Consider the following 14,992-nt stretch of genomic DNA (forward strand, 5'->3'; position numbering starts at 1 on the left):
CATTGTGCTGCCCAACGGTCCGGCGATCGCCTGACCGTCCTTTCCCCTCGCGTGCTCATCGAGGCTCTCCGCCCGAGGCCGGTACGGCGTGCCGCTGCGCATCCACCCGTCCTGACCCTTTTCCCATCTGGAGAGCAAGCAGAGCATGCCCCAAGACTTCAACCAGCAGATCATCGACGAGTTCCGCGCCAACCAGGGACAGGTCGCCATGTTCGACGGCGCCCGGTTGCTCCTTCTGACGACCACCGGCGCCAGGACCGGCGCCGAACACACCACTCCGGTCGGCTACCTGCCGGACGGCGAGCGCATGCTGATCATCGCCTCCGCCGGAGGGGCGCCCAAGCACCCGGCCTGGTATCACAACCTCCTGGCCACGCCGCGGGTGACGGTGGAGGACGGCATCTTCACCTACCCGGCTGACGCGGTCGTCCTCGAAGGCGAGGAACGCGACGGCGCCTTCGCGCGGGCGGTCGAGATGGACCCCGGCTGGGCGGCCTACCAGGCGAAGACGAGCCGGGTCATCCCGGTGGTCGCGCTGACCCCGCGCGGCGGCGGTCCGGACGGCACGCGAGGGGGTGACTTCCTGGTGCGGGTGCACGACGCGTTCCGCCGGGAGCTGCGGCTGATCCGCAAGGAGGTCGCCGCGTCCGGAACCGGCGGCCTGGGCGTGCAGTTGCGGGTCAACTGCCTGACCCTGTGCCAGGGGCTCCATCAGCATCACACGTTCGAGGACGCCGGGATGTTCCCTTGGGTCGAAGGGCGGCATCCCGAGCTCACCCTGGTGGTGGACCGGTTGCGCGAAGAGCACGAGACGGTCTCCCGGCTCCTCGACGAGCTTCGGCGACTGCTCGCGGACGGCGAGCCGGCCGCGCCCGCCGCGAAGGTGCTCGCGGAGGTGGATCGGCTCATGAGCGAGCTCGAAGCGCACCTCGATTACGAGGAGCAGGAGCTCGTCCCGATCCTTAACGCCATGACCCCCTAGCGGGAACTCGTCCCGATCCTGAAGGCCATGATCCCCTAGCGGGAGTTCGTCCTGATCCTGAAGGCCATGACCCCTAAGCCCTGACCTCTTCGGGGGTGAGCCGTTTCACCTTGGGCCGTCGCTCCGTGGACACCACGAGGGCGACGCCCAGCAGGATCACCAACCCGCCCAGCATGATCTGCCAGGTCACCTGCTCGCTCAACACGAGCGCGCCGAGAAGCACCGCCACCGCCGGGTTGACGTACGCGTAGGTCGACACCAGCGAGATCGGCGCGTTGCTGAGCAGCCAGCTGTAGGCGGTGAAACCGACCAGCGACCCGACCAGGATCAGGTAGACCAGCCCGGCCCACGACCGGCCGGAGACGGCCGAGACGTCCAGCCGTTCACCCACCGACAGGCCCGTGACGGCCAGCCCGGCCCCGCCCACCAGCATCTCGATCGTGCTGGCCGCGAACGAGTTGGCCGGCATCGGGATCCGGGCCGACAGGAACGACCCGACCGACCACGACAGCGAGGCCACCAGGACCACCACGATCCCGCTGGTGCTCGCCGGCCCGCCACCGCCGCTCAGCGACAGTGCCGCCACACCGCCGAACCCGACCAGCACGCCGGCCAGCGTCAGCACCTTCGGCCGATCCCTGGCCATGATCCTGAACACCACCAGCCACAGCGGCACGGACGCGACGAGCAGCGCCGCCAGCCCGCTGGACACGCTCCGCTCCGCCACGGCCAGCAGGCCGTTGCCGCTGGTCAGCAGGAGCAGCCCCACCAGCGCGGCCCCGCCGAACTGGGCCCGGGTCATCCGGAACGGCTCCCAGCCCCTGCGCGCGATCAGGAACCCGCCGAGGATCACCGCCGCCGTCACGAACCGCAGCGCCCCGCTGAGCATCGGCGGGATGGTCTCGACGGCGATCTTGATGCCAAGGTACGTCGAACCCCAGACCACATAGACGATGACCAGTGCGCCCCAGACGAGCAGGGGAGGGCGGTCAGGGGTGTCCGATGCCATAGCCCATGACAATAGCGGGCGTTCCCGACAGAACGCTGGCGGGTCCCGGACTACCAAGTCGGCGGGGGAGGGAGGCTTTGGTGCCCCCGTCCGAATCCCGTCGATCGGGGGCGACGCAATACATACCCTCTTCGGACGCGGCCAATCACTAGTTCACCTGACCAAAAACACCAGGGGGCCGCCGCCCCAGCAAAGGGAAGGGGGACGGCGGACCCGTACCTGGGGGCGATCAGCGTGGCCCGAGCTTCTCCACGATGAGGCGGTAGAGCTGGCGAGGCCGGCCCGGTTGAGGCGTACGGTTGGGCGGCAGCGGCCACGCGAGTCCCTCGTCGACCAACGTGCGCAGCAACCGCCGAGCCGTACGCGGCGTCACCCCGAGCATCTTCCCCGCGCCCTCCGCGTCCACCACGGTGTCGCCGCCCTCCAGCTTGGCGGCGAGCCGGGCCAGCACCTCCACGCCCTTGGGCTTGAGCGCGGTGGAGCCCTGAGGGGGCATCCGCGGCGCCGGGATGAGCGCTCGGCCCTCGCGGTCCACGGCGAAGCCCTGGGCCTGTTTACCGGCCTGTGTACGCGCCAGAGCCGCCCGCGCGTGCGACTCCGCGTCGTGGGTGGTGCGTCCCATGCCCACGCCGACCTCGACCGCCAGCCCCAGCTCGTCGCGGATCCTGGCGGCGAACGGCAGCACCCTGAACCCGTCGGTCGCGGCGGCGATCGAGCCCCTGGTCGCGGTGACCAGATAGCTGTGATCGTCGATCGGCCAGACGGTGGCGTTGATGCGGTTCGCCTCCTGGACGAGCAGCCGGTGCAGCGACAGCCGGAGCTCGTCGCGCCAGTAACGCGGCGCGGCGCGGCGTACCGGCTCGCGTAGCGTCGGCACCTCGACCAGCACCACGGTCAGCTGTGACTCCTCCAGCCGGTGGTGCGCACCGAGCAGCGCTGCGGTGTGCAGCGCGGTGCGCACGGCCGCGGAGGTCGGCCTGATCCTGATGACCGGGACACCGGACGCCTGGAGGCGTTCGGAGACCGCCGGCAGGCACGTGAGCGCGCCCGTGGTGGATCCCTGGCGGGCCAGGCGCTCGTGGTAAGCCGCGATCGTGCCGGTGGCGCCCGGCTCGTCGCGGCTGTGGACATCCGTAGCGGCAATCCCGAGGTCTGTGTACGCCTCCTCGACGTCCGCCCTGGCCACCACGTCGATGCTCACCCGCTGCGGGTCGATGCGCGAGTCCAACGCCGCCTTGGCCAGCGCGGCGACCAACGCCGCCCCGCCGAGCTGCACGTAGGTCGCGGGCATCGTCAGCACACCCGAGCGCCTGGCCAGGTCGTAGGGGACCGGGCTGGCGAACAGGCATGCGTCCACGCCGGGACCGAGCCGCGTCACTTTGTCGGGCGCCTCCTGCTCATCGCGGTAGGCGGCCGCCACCAAACGGCACGGAAGTGGCGCGGCGGCGTGCCCCATCAGCATGACCCGCTCGACCAGATCGTGGGGTCCGACCACACCAATGGTGAGGTCCGGTGTCATGGCTCCCGGGCGTGACACTCGGGGAGTTTCTTCGGCCCTCTCGACCAATGTTCGTCCCATCCTGCTGTCTGTTGCAGTGCTCTCTTTTGGAACGATCGCTCGCGGGGACCATAATGTCACGCCCGACTTTTCCGGAAAGTCGTTCTGCTTGACAGGCTGAGAAGGTATATCAGCAGCTCAACGAGGTATTCCCAACGCTTTTTAGCGGTCGGAAATCTCTTGTGTAATGTCCGCCCCGAGTGCCCGCATTCGCTCGGCGAGATGTGCGTGCCCGCGGTCGATGAGGTATCCGGACTCGATGACGGTCTCGCCTTCGGCGGCCAGTCCGGCCAGCACCAGCGCGATTCCGGAACGCAGGTCGTGCGCCGTCACCCGGGTGCCCTTCAGCGGGGTGGCGCCCCTGACGATGGCCCTGCTGCCCTCGACCTCCACGTCGGCGCCCATCTTGTTCAGCTCGCCGGCCAGCGCGAAGCGGCCGTCGAAGATGCGCTCGTGAATGTAGCTGGTGCCGTCGGCCAGGGCGGCGACCGTCATCATCGGCGACTGGAGGTCGGTGGCGAAGCCCGGGTAGGTGTCGGTGATGATGTTGATCGGCCGCAGCGGCCGCTCGCACCGAACGTGCAGGACCGCGCCTGGCCGGGCGAAGTCGACGCCCATCTGCTCCAGCTTGTAGCGGACGACGCCCAGGTCGAGGCCGGTGCCCACGAGGCTGAGGTCGCCGCCGGTGATCGCCGCGCCCATCGCGAACACGCCGGCGTCGAGCCGGTCCGGCATCACGGTGTGCTCCACGGCCTGCAGCTCGTCGACGCCCTCGACGGTGATGAAGCCGGTGCCGCCGCCGCTGATCCGCGCGCCCATCTTGGTGAGCATGTCGATGACGTCGAGCACCTCGGGCTCCAGCGCCGCGTTCTCGATCACGGTGATGCCCTTGGCCAGGGCGGCGGCCATGATGAGGTTCTCGGTGCCGGTGTGCGAGGGGGTGTCGAGGTAGAGGGTCGCGCCCGTCAGGCCGGACGCCTTGACGTGGATGACCGTCTCGCCCTCGTCGACGATCGCGCCCAGCCGCTTGTAGCCGAGGTAGTGGAAGTCGAGGTTGCGACTGCCGAGATTGCAGCCGCCGACCCCCTCCACGATCGCCTCGCCCAGCCGGTGCAGCAGGGCGGGCGTGAACAGGACCGAGCCGCGGAAGCGCCTGGCGATGTCGGCGGGCAGCACCGCACTGGACAGCCGGGAGGCGTCGATCACCAGCGTGCGCTCGGCCTCGTGCAGCTCGACGTACGCGCCGATGGCCTCGGCCAGCTCCACCGCCCGCCGCACGTCCTCGATGATCGGTACGTTGCGCAGAACGGTGCGGCCTTTGGGGGCAAGCAGGGCCGCACCGATCATGGGCAGCACGGCGTTCTTCGCGCCCTGGATGAAGGCGGTTCCACGCAGTGGGTTGCCACCGCGCACGCGGTAACGGACCATTCGTGCGGCTCCTCGGAGGTGTCGGTCTGAGCTGGACCGGGCCAAGAGTAGCCGCTAACCACTGCTGCCCCTGCCGAATCATCCCCTAAAGGGAGCCCCGGTGATGCGCTCGTAGGCTTCCAGATAACGCTGTCTGGTCTGTTCCACAACCTTGTCAGGAAGGCGAGGTGGGGGAGTTCCGGAGCTTTTGTCCCATCCCGATTCGGGCGACAACAACCAATCCCTTACATATTGCTTATCAAATGACGGTTGGGAGCGTCCCGGCTGCCACTGGTCAAGCGGCCAGAATCGTGACGAGTCGGGCGTCAGGACCTCGTCCCCCAACGTGAGCACGCCGTCGGCGTCGCGACCCAGCTCGATCTTGGTGTCGGCCAGGATGATGCCCCGCTCGCGGGCGATCTCGGCGCCGCGCGTGTAGACGGCGAGCGTGATCCGGCGCAGCTCCTCGGCGGTCTCCGCGCCCACGTCGCCGACGACCCGCTCGAAGGAGATCGGCTCGTCGTGCTCCCCGACCGGGGCCTTCGTCGAGGGCGTGAAGATCGGCTCGGGCAGCCGGGATCCGTCTTCGAGGCCCGCCGGCAGCCCTATCCCCGAGACCGCCCCTTCGCGCCGGTAGTCGACCAGGCCAGAGCCGGTCAGGTAGCCGCGTGCCACGCACTCGACGGGCACCATCGTCAGCGGCCGGCACAGCACGCTGCGGGAGTCGGGCCCCGGCCCGATGAGGTGATGGGGCACCAGGTCGGCGAGCTGCTCGAACCACCACAGCGACATCTGCGTGAGGATGGCCCCCTTGTCGGGGATCTCGCTCTCGAGCACGTAGTCGAAGGCCGAGATCCGGTCGGAGGCGACCATCAGCAGCTGTCCGTCGTCGGTCAGGTAGAGGTCGCGGATCTTGCCGGAGTGCAGGTGCTTCATCGGGCGATGTCCGTCCTGTGGTGCGAGCCGCGCAACCGTATGCGAGAGACCAGCTCATAGGCGTTGCGGCGGGCCGTTTCCTGGTCGGGGCCGGTGCCGACCACGTTGAGCACCCGCCCGCCGTCGGACAGCACCTGGCCGTCGACCCGCTTGGTGCCGGCGTGCAGGACGTAGGCGCCGCCGATGGGGTCGAGCCCCTCGATGACGTCGCCCTTGACCGGGGCGTCCGGGTAGTTCTCGGCCGCGACGACCACGGCGACCGCCGACCCGGCGCGGAACACCGGAGCCGGATGCTCGCTCAGCCGTCCGGTGGCGCAGGCCGCCAGCAGCCCGGCCAGCGGGGTCTCCAGGCGGTCGAGCACCACCTGGGTCTCCGGATCGCCGAAGCGCGCGTTGAACTCGATCACCTTCGGCCCCTTGGCGGTCAGGGCCAGGCCCACGTACAGCACGCCCTGGAACGGGCGGCCGCGCCGGGCCAGCTCGTCGATCGTCGGCTGGACGACCTCGCGCATGACCTGCTCGGTGAGCCCTTCGGGAGCCCAGGTGAGCGGCGTGTAGGAGCCCATGCCGCCGGTGTTGGGGCCTTCGTCGCCGTCGTAGGCGCGCTTGAAGTCCTGGGCGGGCTGCAGCGGCACGGCCGTCTTGCCGTCGCAGAGCGCGAACAGCGAGACCTCGGGCCCGTCGAGGAACTCCTCGATCACCACCCGCTCGCACGCCGCCGCGTGCGCGAGCGCCTGCTCCCGGTCGTCGGTGACGACCACGCCCTTGCCCGCGGCCAGCCCGTCGTCCTTGACCACGTACGGGGCGCCGAACTCGTCGAGGGCCCGAGCGGCCTCCTCAGCCGTGACGCAGGCCCGCGCCCTGGCGGTGGGGACGTCGGCGGCCGTCATGATCTCCTTGGCGAACGCCTTGGAGCCCTCGATCATCGCCGCCTGACTCGACGGGCCGAAGCAGGCGATGCCCGCGGCGCGCACCGCGTCGGCCACGCCCGCCACCAAGGGCGCCTCGGGGCCCACCACCACCAGGTCGGCGCCGAGCCGTAGGGCCAGCTCGGTCACCTGGGCGGGATCGGTGGCCGTGACCGGATGCGGGGCCGAGATCTCCTCCATGCCCGCGTTGCCGGGGGCGCTGTGGAGCTCGGTGACCTGGGGATCGAGCATGAGTGAGCGGCACAGGGCGTGTTCACGCCCACCGGAGCCGATGACTAGAACGCGCACCGCCCCATTGTGGCAGGGACGACCGGACAGCTGCCCGGCGCACCCGCGACAGGACGCCCTGAGCACTCCAAATGTGGGAATAGGCGGGAATCTTTGTGGAGTTCTACCTGCTGTGGGGAGCCCTCGGAGAGTATCGTCAGTCGGGTCCATCCGCCTGTGGTAACTTAAGGCGGCTTTATGGCATCTCTTGTGATTGGAGGTGGTCCGGGATGAAACCTGGTGATCCCAGCAGTACGTGCTCACTCACGTACACCCTGTATGCCCCCGACCACTCCAATCCGGCAGCCTGATCGTGCCTCCACGTACTTTCGTTGATTGAGGTGACTTTTCGTCGCGCGTGGAGCGTGCCAGGTCGGGCGGAAAGGGACTGCCATGCGCACGTCTACGCTTTTCCGTCGCACCACCCGTCACCCCGTACAGCAGCATGTCTCGCGTCAGCTCACCAAGCCGGTACGTGAGATCTGCGTGCCTCCCGTTGACTCCCTCGTCGAGTTCGGCGCCTACATCAAGGGCCAGAAGGTCGTGGCCCCGGGCATCGAGGAGTCGCTCGACCTGGTCCGCGAGCACAACAGCCGCTCCGACGGCGCCAAGGCGTTCGTCTGGGTCGGCCTGCACGAGCCCGCCGCCCCCGAGGTCGAGTGGCTGGCCGGCGTGTTCGGCCTGCACCCGCTGTCCGTGGAGGACGCGGTCAAAGCCCACCAGCGCCCCAAGGTCGAGCGCTACGGCGACTCCCTGTTCATGGTGCTCAAGTCCATCGCCTACCTGGACCACGACGAGCTGACCGCCACCAGCGAGATCATCGCCACGGGCGAGATCATGGTGTTCCTCGGTGTCGACTTCGTGGTGACCGTACGCCACGGCCGGCACTGTCCCCTCACCGAGGTGCGCGAGCGGCTCGAGGACAAGCCCGAGCTGATGAACCGCGGACCGGCGGGCGTGCTGCACGCCATCGCCGACCACGTCGTCGACCGCTATCTACAGGTCGCCGACCTCATGCAGCTCGAACTCGAAGAGGTCGAGGCGACCGTCTTCGCCGACGTCAGCTCCCGCGACATCAACCGCATCTACCAGCTCAAGCGGGAGATGCTGGAGCTGAAGCGGGCCGTCACGCCGCTCCAGGCCCCGCTGGCCGCGCTGCCGCAGCGCCGGGTGATCCAGTCGGAGATGCGCGAATACTTCCGCGACGTCGGCGACCACCTCTCCCGCGTGTGCGAGCAGGTCGAGTCGTCGAACGAGCTGTGCAGCTCGATCCTGCAGGCGGCGCTGGCCCGCTCGAACGCCCTGGCCAACGAGGACATGCGCAAGATCTCGTCCTGGGTGGCCATCCTGGCCGTGCCCACGATGATCGCCGGGATCTACGGCATGAACTTCGACTTCATGCCCGAGACCAACCAGGTGTGGGGCTATCCGGCGGTCCTCGGTGTGATGATCACGGCCTGCGTCCTGCTGCACCGCGGCTTCCGTCGCAACGGCTGGCTCTAGGGTCTGACGCCGCGCGGGCGTCAGACCCCGACGGGCCGCTTGAGTGGTCCGACGGGGTCGGGCAGTCCCAGCCCGCGCTCGCGCCACAGCTCACGCATCCGATCGGGATAGTCGGTGACGATCCCCGCCACCCCCAGGTCCAGCATCCGGGCCGCCAGCGCCTTGTCGTTGACGGTCCAGACCGCCACGTCCAGCCCCGCCGCGGCCACCTGGGCCATCAGGTCCTCATCGACCATCACGTGCTCGGGCGACAGCGTCGTGGCCCCCGCCTCGCGGGCGGCGGCCGGGATGTCGTCGCCCAGCGGGCCGTTCCAGTGCAGGGTGTCGAGCTCGATCAGCGCGAAGCGCCGCGTGCCCGGCGCCAGCCGGGCGGCGTGGCCGATGATCCGCCAGTCGAAGCTGAGTATCGCCGCGTTGTCCAGCCTCCCGTGCCGGTCGAACTCCTCGAGCACCATCTCGGTGAACAGCTGGGGATCGGCCGTCAGCTCCGGCCTGGTCGGGTCGGACTTGAGCTCGACGTGCAGCCGTACGTCCTCGGCCTCGTAGGCGTTGACCAGCCCGAGCACCGCGCCCAGCGTGGGCATCCGGGTCTCCGGCATCGGCCGCTGCGTCAGCGCGAAGGGATCGTCGGCGTGCCGGGGCAACCGCACACCCACGTCGAGCATGCGCAGCTGCGCCAGCCCGAGCGAGTTGATCGGCTTGCCGACATAGGGGAAGTGGGGGTCGTCCTTCGCGAGCGGCCGCGTGTCGGCACTGGTCACGGCCGAGACCGTGAGGTCGTGGGTCAACACGAGGCGCCGATCGGCGGTGAGCGCGACGTCGAACTCGAGCGCGTGCACCCCGAGCTCCATCGTGCGGCTCAGCCCCGGAAGAGTGTTCTCGGGCCAGAGGCCCCTCGCTCCCCGATGACCGTGAATCTCAACGCGCACACCGGGGACACTACCTGCCGCGCGCCACGAGCACGACGTGCCACGCCGCGCCCTTTTTGTGGTGAGTATGGCTATTGCTGGCTGAACGTCCACGCATAGAGCACCTGGTCCTTCTCCAGTACCCCGCCCGCGCCGCTGTACGTGGCCTGGGCCGCCTCGTTGCCCTCATCCGTGGCAGTCCACATGCCGTAGCAGCCGCGTTCGCGAGCGAGCCCTTCCAGGGCCGCGACCAGCGACCTGGCGATGCCCCGGCCGCGGAAGGATTCGTCCACGCCGAGCTCGTAGAGGAACATCTCGGTCCCCTTGTCGGGGTGGGTGATCTCGACCCCGGTGATCATCCCGGCCGGTGTCTCGTCCACATAGGCGATGAGCAGGTGGTGACGCTCCTCGGCCAGGAACCGCGCGGTGGCCTCCGGCAGGGGAGCGGAGTCGAAGAGGTGACCGGCCGCCTCGACGGTCTCGGGGCAGGTGGCTCGTCGGATGTCCATGCCGGGAGAGTAAGCGCAGGTCGCCGCGCCACGCACGGCATTTATTAGGTCGATAAATGCGACTCTGTGGCAATAAGCTGGCGGTCATGATGGAGGCACTCGAAACGGTCCGGCCGGAAATCGTCCAGGCTTGGGTCGACGGCTGGGTGGTCTCGCGCAGCGCCCCGCGGCCCGTACGGGAGCCATGGGGCCTGCGAGTGGACGTCGGCCGGCCCGGCCACGTCACCCGCCACGTGCTGCCCGCGCCCACCCCCGGCGACCTGCGGCTACTGGCTGAGACGATCAGCACGCCGGGCACCTGGCTCAAGCTCTGCGCCCCCGCGGAGGCGGTCGTCCCGTGGCTCACACCGGCGTGGTCGATCGACGAGCCGGAGTTCATGATGACGGCCCCGCTGCGGCGGGGCGGGGCCACGGCTCCCGACGGCTACACGCTGGCCGTCACCACCCGCTCGGACGTGACCGTGGCCCGCCTGCTGACGGCGGCGGGCGAGATCGCGGCCCGGGGGCAGATCGCGGTCACCGGGCCTACCGCGGTCGTGGACCAGGTCGAGACCGCCCCTGACCACCGCCGTCGCGGCCTGGGCCGGGTGATCATGAGGGCCCTGGCCGATACCGCCGCCTCCCGTGGCGCCAGGACGGGCATCCTGGTGGCCACTCCGGCCGGTCAGGCCCTCTACCGGAGCATCGGCTGGACGACCCGCACCCCGATGACCGCCGCCGTCCTGGCTGCCTCCTGACGGCTTTCACGGGTCGCTCGGGTACGGCCGGCGACGCGGTGCCGACCGTACCCGTGAACCGGGCGGGTCAGACGAGCGGGCGGATCACCAGCGTCTGGTCGCGGCCGGGGCCGACGCCGATCGCGGAGATCGGCGCGCCGCTCATCTCCTCCAGCGCCCGCACGTACGACTGCGCGTTGGGCGGCAGATCGTCGAAGGTCTTGGCGCCGGTGATGTCCTCCTGCCAGCCGGGGAACTCCTCGTACACCGGCTTGGCGTGGTGGAAGTCCGTCTGCGTCATCGGGATCTCGTCGTGCCGCGTACCGTCGACGTCATAGGCGACGCACACCGGGATCCGCTCCAGCCCGGACAGCACGTCCAGCTTGGTGAGGAAGAAGTCGGTGACCCCGTTGATCCTGGTCGCGTAGCGGGCGATGACCGCGTCGAACCAGCCGCAGCGCCGGTTGCGGCCGGTGGTAACGCCGTACTCGCCGCCGGTCTGGCGCAGCCACTCGCCCATCTCGTCCTCGAGCTCCGTGGGGAACGGGCCGGAACCGACGCGGGTGGTGTACGCCTTGAGGATGCCGATCACCTTCGTGAGCCGCATCGGCGGGATGCCGGACCCGGCGCAGGCGCCACCGGCCGTCGGCGAGGAGGAGGTGACGAACGGGTAGGTGCCGTGGTCGATGTCGAGCAGCGTGCCCTGACCACCCTCCAGCAGCACGAACTTGTCCTCGTCCAGCGCCCGGTTCAGCACCAGTGAGGTGTCGGCGATGTGTGGCTTGAGGCGTTCGGCGTAGCCCAGGTACTCCTCTACGACGGCCTCGGCCTCGATGCCGCGCCGGTTGTAGACCTTGGTGAGCACCTGGTTCTTCTCGGTCAGCGCGACCTCGATCTTCTTGGCCAGGATGCCGGGGTCGAGCAGGTCCTGGACGCGTACGCCCATCCGGTAGATCTTGTCGCCGTAGGCGGGGCCGATGCCCCGGCCCGTCGTACCGATCTTGGCCTTGCCCAGGTAGCGCTCGGTCACCTTGTCGAGCGCTTTGTGGTGGGGCATGATCAGGTGCGCGTCGGCGGAGATCAGCAGGCGCTCGGCGGAGATGCCGCGCGCGGCCAGCCCGTCTATCTCGCTGAGCAGGACCCCGGGGTCGATGACGACCCCGTTGCCGATCACCGGCACGACGTGCGGCGACAAGATTCCGGTGGGCAGAAGGTGCAGTGCGTATTTCTGGTCACCGATGACCACGGTGTGACCCGCGTTGTTGCCACCCTGGTAGCGGACGACGTAATCGACGTCGCCACCGAGGAGGTCGGTGGCCTTGCCCTTGCCCTCATCGCCCCATTGGGCACCAACGAGAACGGCAGCCGGCATGGTTCAGTCTCCCGAGCACAAAACGAAACCCCTGGCGCAAGTGCGACAGGGGCTCTTGCGTAGAGAGACTACCCGAGTCGGCCTATTCGTCCCAAGTGCTAGTTCTTGGACAGCGCGTCGTAGGCGTCCTCACTGCTGTCCTTGAGGAACTGCAGGCATCGTTCGGCCTCGTCCTTCTCGCCGATCGCCTGGGCGGCCCTGGAGAGGGAGTAGAGGCAGCGCAGGAAGCCGCGGTTCGGCTCATGCTCCCAGGGGATGGGACCGTGCCCCTTCCAGCCGCTCCGGCGGAGCTGGTCCAGGCCGCGGTGGTAGCCGGTGCGCGCGAAAGCGTAGGAGGTGACGGCGTGGCCCTGCGCGAAGTATTCCTCCGCGAGCGTGGCCCAGGCCGCCGGGTAGGCGGGGAAACGGGCCGCCACGTCGGCGGCCTTGGCGCCGGCTTCCAGCGCCTCCCTGGCCTCGGGCAGGTCCGGCAGTTGAGTCGGGGGCGGCCCGGCGAGAAGGTTATCCATAGGACAAGTCATACCCGCCGAGCCGCCGAAGTGGCTAGGAGATCTTCGTCCCAGCGGATTTGAGGTGCTCACACGCCTCGACGACGCGCGCCGCCATCCCGGCCTCGGCCGCCTTGCCGTAGGCGCGCGGGTCGTAGGCCTTCTTGCTGCCGACGTCGCCGTCGACCTTGAGGACGCCGTCGTAGTTGCGGAACATGTGGTCGGCGATCGGCCTGGTGAAGGCGTACTGGGTGTCGGTGTCGACGTTCATCTTGACCACGCCGTAGGAGATAGCCTCGTGGATCTCCTCCATCGCCGACCCGGAACCGCCGTGGAAGACCAGATCGAACGGTTTGTCCTTGCCGTACTTGGCGCCGACGGCGTCCTGGATCTCCTTCAGCACGCTGGGCCGCAGCTTGACGTGCCCCGGCTTGTAGACGCCGTGCACGTTGCCGAACGTGGCGGCCAGCAGGTAGCGGCCCTTCTCACCGAGACCCACGGCCTCGGCCGTGGCCAGCGCGTCCTCGGAGGTGGTGTAGAGCTTCTCGTTCATCTCGCCGACGACGCCGTCCTCCTCGCCGCCGACGACGCCGATCTCCATCTCCATGATGATGTTGGCGCGGTGGCACTTGTCGATGAGTTCCTTGGCGATCTCCAGGTTCTCCTCCAGAGGTACGGCCGAGCCGTCCCACATGTGCGACTGGAAGAGCGGGTCGAGACCCTTGGAGACCCGCTCCAGCGAGATGTCGATCAACGGCCGCATGAAGCCGTCGAGCTTGTCCTTGGGGCAGTGGTCGGTGTGCAGCGCGACCGTCACCGGGTATTTGGCGGCGATCACCCTGGCGTACTCGGCCAGCGCCGTCGCGCCCGTCACCATGTCCTTGACCGTGGCGCCGGACAGGAACTCCGCGCCGCCCGTCGACACCTGGACGATGCCGTCGCTCCCGGCCTCGGCGAAGCCGCGGAGCGCGGCGTTGAGCGTCTGGGAAGAGGTCACGTTGATCGCTGGGTAGGCGAATCCGCCCGCCTTCGCGCGGTCGAGCATCTCGGCATAGACCTCTGGGGTTGCTATAGGCATGCTTCATCTCCCTGAGAAGTACGGCTTCGCGCAGCCCAGTATCCCGGTCCGCTACCCCGCGTGGTAGAGACAACGCGCGGCGGCCGAGGCCGTTCGCGCCAAGGTAGGCTCACCCCGTGGACTGGCTTTCCAACCTCCTGGACCCGACGTGGTGGCTGACGATGCTCGGCGCCTTCGCGACCGTCGGCGTCCTGGCGATCATCTTCGCCGAGACGGGCCTGCTCATCGGGTTCTTCCTGCCCGGTGACTCGCTGCTCGTCGCCGCGGGCATTTTCAGCTCCGCCGCCGCGGCGAAGGGGATTGGCATCGAGCCGCTGTCCTTCCCTGTGCTGCTGATCGCCACGCCGCTGTGCGCGGTGGCGGGCGCTCAGCTCGGCCACCTCATAGGGGCCAAGATCGGCAGGAGACTCTTCGACCGTCCGGACTCACGGGTGTTCAAGAGGGAATATGTGGAGAAGGCCGAGCACTTCTTCGTGAAGTTCGGCCCGGCCAGAGCGGTGATCATCGCCCGTTTCGTGCCGATCGTCCGCACGTTCCTCAACCCGGTGGCCGGTGTCCTGGAGATGCCGGCCCGCACGTTCTTCTTGTGGAACGTGGTCGGCGGCGTGCTGTGGGTCGAGAGCATGCTGCTGATCGGCCATTTCCTCGGCAACCAGGTCGATCCCACCAAGATCGACAAGTACATCCTGCCCGGTGTCTTCCTCATCGTGCTCATCTCGTTGATCCCGATCATCGTCGAGGTCGTCAAGACCCGCAGGGCCGGCAAGCAACTGCCGGAGCCCAACGGCAAGCACCACCGCGTGCGCTGACCCACACTCTCAGTGATCGCGCCTTTAGCGGTCCTTTAGTGATCGAGATCGACCGCGCCTACGAGTACGCTCCCCCTTGTGGGACGCCACAGGTCAGATCCGATGGGCCTCGCCCGCCTCGCGCTCGCCGTTCTGGCGGCGCTGGCCGTGGTGACGCTCCTGGTCGTCGGCGGTCGTGCGCTGCTCACCTCGCTCGACACGAGCCGGCAGCAGCCTGAACGCGGGAAGGTCGCGGCTCAGCCGCAGGCCAGCGCCCAGGTGCCGACCGTCCGCATCGAGTGCGTGGCCGACACCTGCCCCCTCGTCACGGTCCGCGTGCCGGGCGGCGATGTGCTGCAATATCGTGACATGAGCAGGGGCGAAGAGGTCAGCTACTTCGAACCCGAGCTCGACGTGGTGCTCAGCGACGCCGCCACGGTCATCGTGACCGAGAACGGCAAGCCCCGCGCGCAGGGCAAGGCCGGCGCGCGGGAGGCGTTCACAGTCCGAGGTCCTAAAGCGTGAACGCGGAGTGGGAGGCG

At 68.9% G+C, this 14,992-nt stretch carries 15 protein-coding genes; 5 read left to right on the forward strand and 10 right to left on the reverse strand.

Going from position 1 to position 14,992, the window contains the following annotated elements; genetic code table 11:
• Window positions 1–145 precede the first annotated feature (145 nt).
• Complete coding sequence (locus tag AB0H88_RS38825; protein ID WP_357653538.1) at window positions 146–982, forward strand: nitroreductase/quinone reductase family protein; 837 nt, start codon at window positions 146–148, stop codon at window positions 980–982.
• Window positions 983–1,055: 73 nt separating this feature from the next.
• Here AB0H88_RS38825 and AB0H88_RS38830 read toward each other — a convergent pair whose 3' ends face one another.
• The 5 genes from AB0H88_RS38830 to purD form a co-directional block, all read right to left on the reverse strand.
• Entirely contained in the window at window positions 1,056–1,991 is a 936-nt protein-coding gene (locus AB0H88_RS38830) for an EamA family transporter (protein WP_357653540.1), read from the reverse strand.
• Window positions 1,992–2,220: 229 nt separating this feature from the next.
• A complete protein-coding gene (locus AB0H88_RS38835; protein ID WP_357653542.1) occupies window positions 2,221–3,510 on the reverse strand; it encodes a GTP cyclohydrolase IIa in 1,290 nt (429 codons plus the stop codon).
• A gap of 201 nt (window positions 3,511–3,711) precedes the next feature.
• Window positions 3,712–4,977 (reverse strand): UDP-N-acetylglucosamine 1-carboxyvinyltransferase, encoded by a 1,266-nt coding sequence (gene murA, locus AB0H88_RS38840; RefSeq protein WP_357653544.1) that lies wholly within the window; start codon window positions 4,975–4,977, stop codon window positions 3,712–3,714.
• Window positions 4,978–5,055: 78 nt separating this feature from the next.
• Window positions 5,056–5,892 carry a phosphoribosylaminoimidazolesuccinocarboxamide synthase gene (locus AB0H88_RS38845; RefSeq protein WP_357653546.1) on the reverse strand — a complete coding sequence of 279 codons (837 nt, stop codon included), beginning with the start codon at window positions 5,890–5,892 and terminating at the stop codon, window positions 5,056–5,058.
• Window positions 5,889–7,109: a phosphoribosylamine--glycine ligase gene (purD, locus tag AB0H88_RS38850; RefSeq protein WP_357653548.1), complete on the reverse strand. Its 1,221-nt coding sequence runs from the start codon at window positions 7,107–7,109 to the stop codon at window positions 5,889–5,891. Before purD ends, AB0H88_RS38845 begins: the two co-directional genes overlap by 4 nt.
• 372 nt (window positions 7,110–7,481) lie before the next feature.
• Between purD and corA the strand changes: the two genes are divergently transcribed.
• Window positions 7,482–8,591: a magnesium/cobalt transporter CorA gene (gene corA, locus AB0H88_RS38855; RefSeq protein ID WP_357653550.1), complete on the forward strand. Its 1,110-nt coding sequence runs from the start codon at window positions 7,482–7,484 to the stop codon at window positions 8,589–8,591.
• Window positions 8,592–8,611: 20 nt separating this feature from the next.
• Here the strand turns inward: corA and AB0H88_RS38860 are convergent, their stop codons facing one another.
• Entirely contained in the window at window positions 8,612–9,520 is a 909-nt protein-coding gene (locus tag AB0H88_RS38860; RefSeq protein WP_357653553.1) for a glycerophosphodiester phosphodiesterase family protein, read from the reverse strand.
• 71 nt (window positions 9,521–9,591) lie between these two features.
• The gene (locus tag AB0H88_RS38865; RefSeq protein ID WP_357653555.1) at window positions 9,592–10,008 is read right to left on the reverse strand and encodes a GNAT family N-acetyltransferase; all 417 of its coding nucleotides are present in this window, start codon (window positions 10,006–10,008) and stop codon (window positions 9,592–9,594) included.
• An 86-nt stretch (window positions 10,009–10,094) separates the two neighbouring features.
• Here AB0H88_RS38865 and AB0H88_RS38870 point away from each other — a divergent pair, with 86 nt between their 5' ends.
• Window positions 10,095–10,745: a GNAT family N-acetyltransferase gene (locus AB0H88_RS38870; RefSeq protein ID WP_357653557.1), complete on the forward strand. Its 651-nt coding sequence runs from the start codon at window positions 10,095–10,097 to the stop codon at window positions 10,743–10,745.
• 67 nt (window positions 10,746–10,812) lie between these two features.
• Here AB0H88_RS38870 and AB0H88_RS38875 read toward each other — a convergent pair whose 3' ends face one another.
• The 3 genes from AB0H88_RS38875 to fbaA form a co-directional block, all read right to left on the reverse strand.
• Window positions 10,813–12,096, reverse strand: coding sequence for an adenylosuccinate synthase (locus AB0H88_RS38875; protein ID WP_357653559.1), 1,284 nt, complete (start codon window positions 12,094–12,096; stop codon window positions 10,813–10,815).
• Window positions 12,097–12,194: 98 nt separating this feature from the next.
• Window positions 12,195–12,605 carry a DUF3151 domain-containing protein gene (locus AB0H88_RS38880; RefSeq protein ID WP_357653561.1) on the reverse strand — a complete coding sequence of 137 codons (411 nt, stop codon included), beginning with the start codon at window positions 12,603–12,605 and terminating at the stop codon, window positions 12,195–12,197.
• A 34-nt stretch (window positions 12,606–12,639) separates the two neighbouring features.
• The gene (gene fbaA / locus AB0H88_RS38885; RefSeq protein WP_357653563.1) at window positions 12,640–13,662 is read right to left on the reverse strand and encodes a class II fructose-bisphosphate aldolase; all 1,023 of its coding nucleotides are present in this window, start codon (window positions 13,660–13,662) and stop codon (window positions 12,640–12,642) included.
• Between the two features lie 116 nt (window positions 13,663–13,778).
• Between fbaA and AB0H88_RS38890 the strand changes: the two genes are divergently transcribed.
• A complete protein-coding gene (locus tag AB0H88_RS38890) occupies window positions 13,779–14,471 on the forward strand; it encodes a DedA family protein (RefSeq protein WP_357653565.1) in 693 nt (230 codons plus the stop codon).
• 78 nt (window positions 14,472–14,549) lie between these two features.
• A complete protein-coding gene (locus tag AB0H88_RS38895) occupies window positions 14,550–14,975 on the forward strand; it encodes a hypothetical protein (protein ID WP_357653566.1) in 426 nt (141 codons plus the stop codon).
• Window positions 14,976–14,992: the final 17 nt, after the last annotated feature.

Origin of the sequence: Nonomuraea sp. NPDC050680, from assembly GCF_040654555.1 — a bacterium.
Lineage (GTDB): Bacteria > Actinomycetota > Actinomycetes > Streptosporangiales > Streptosporangiaceae > Nonomuraea.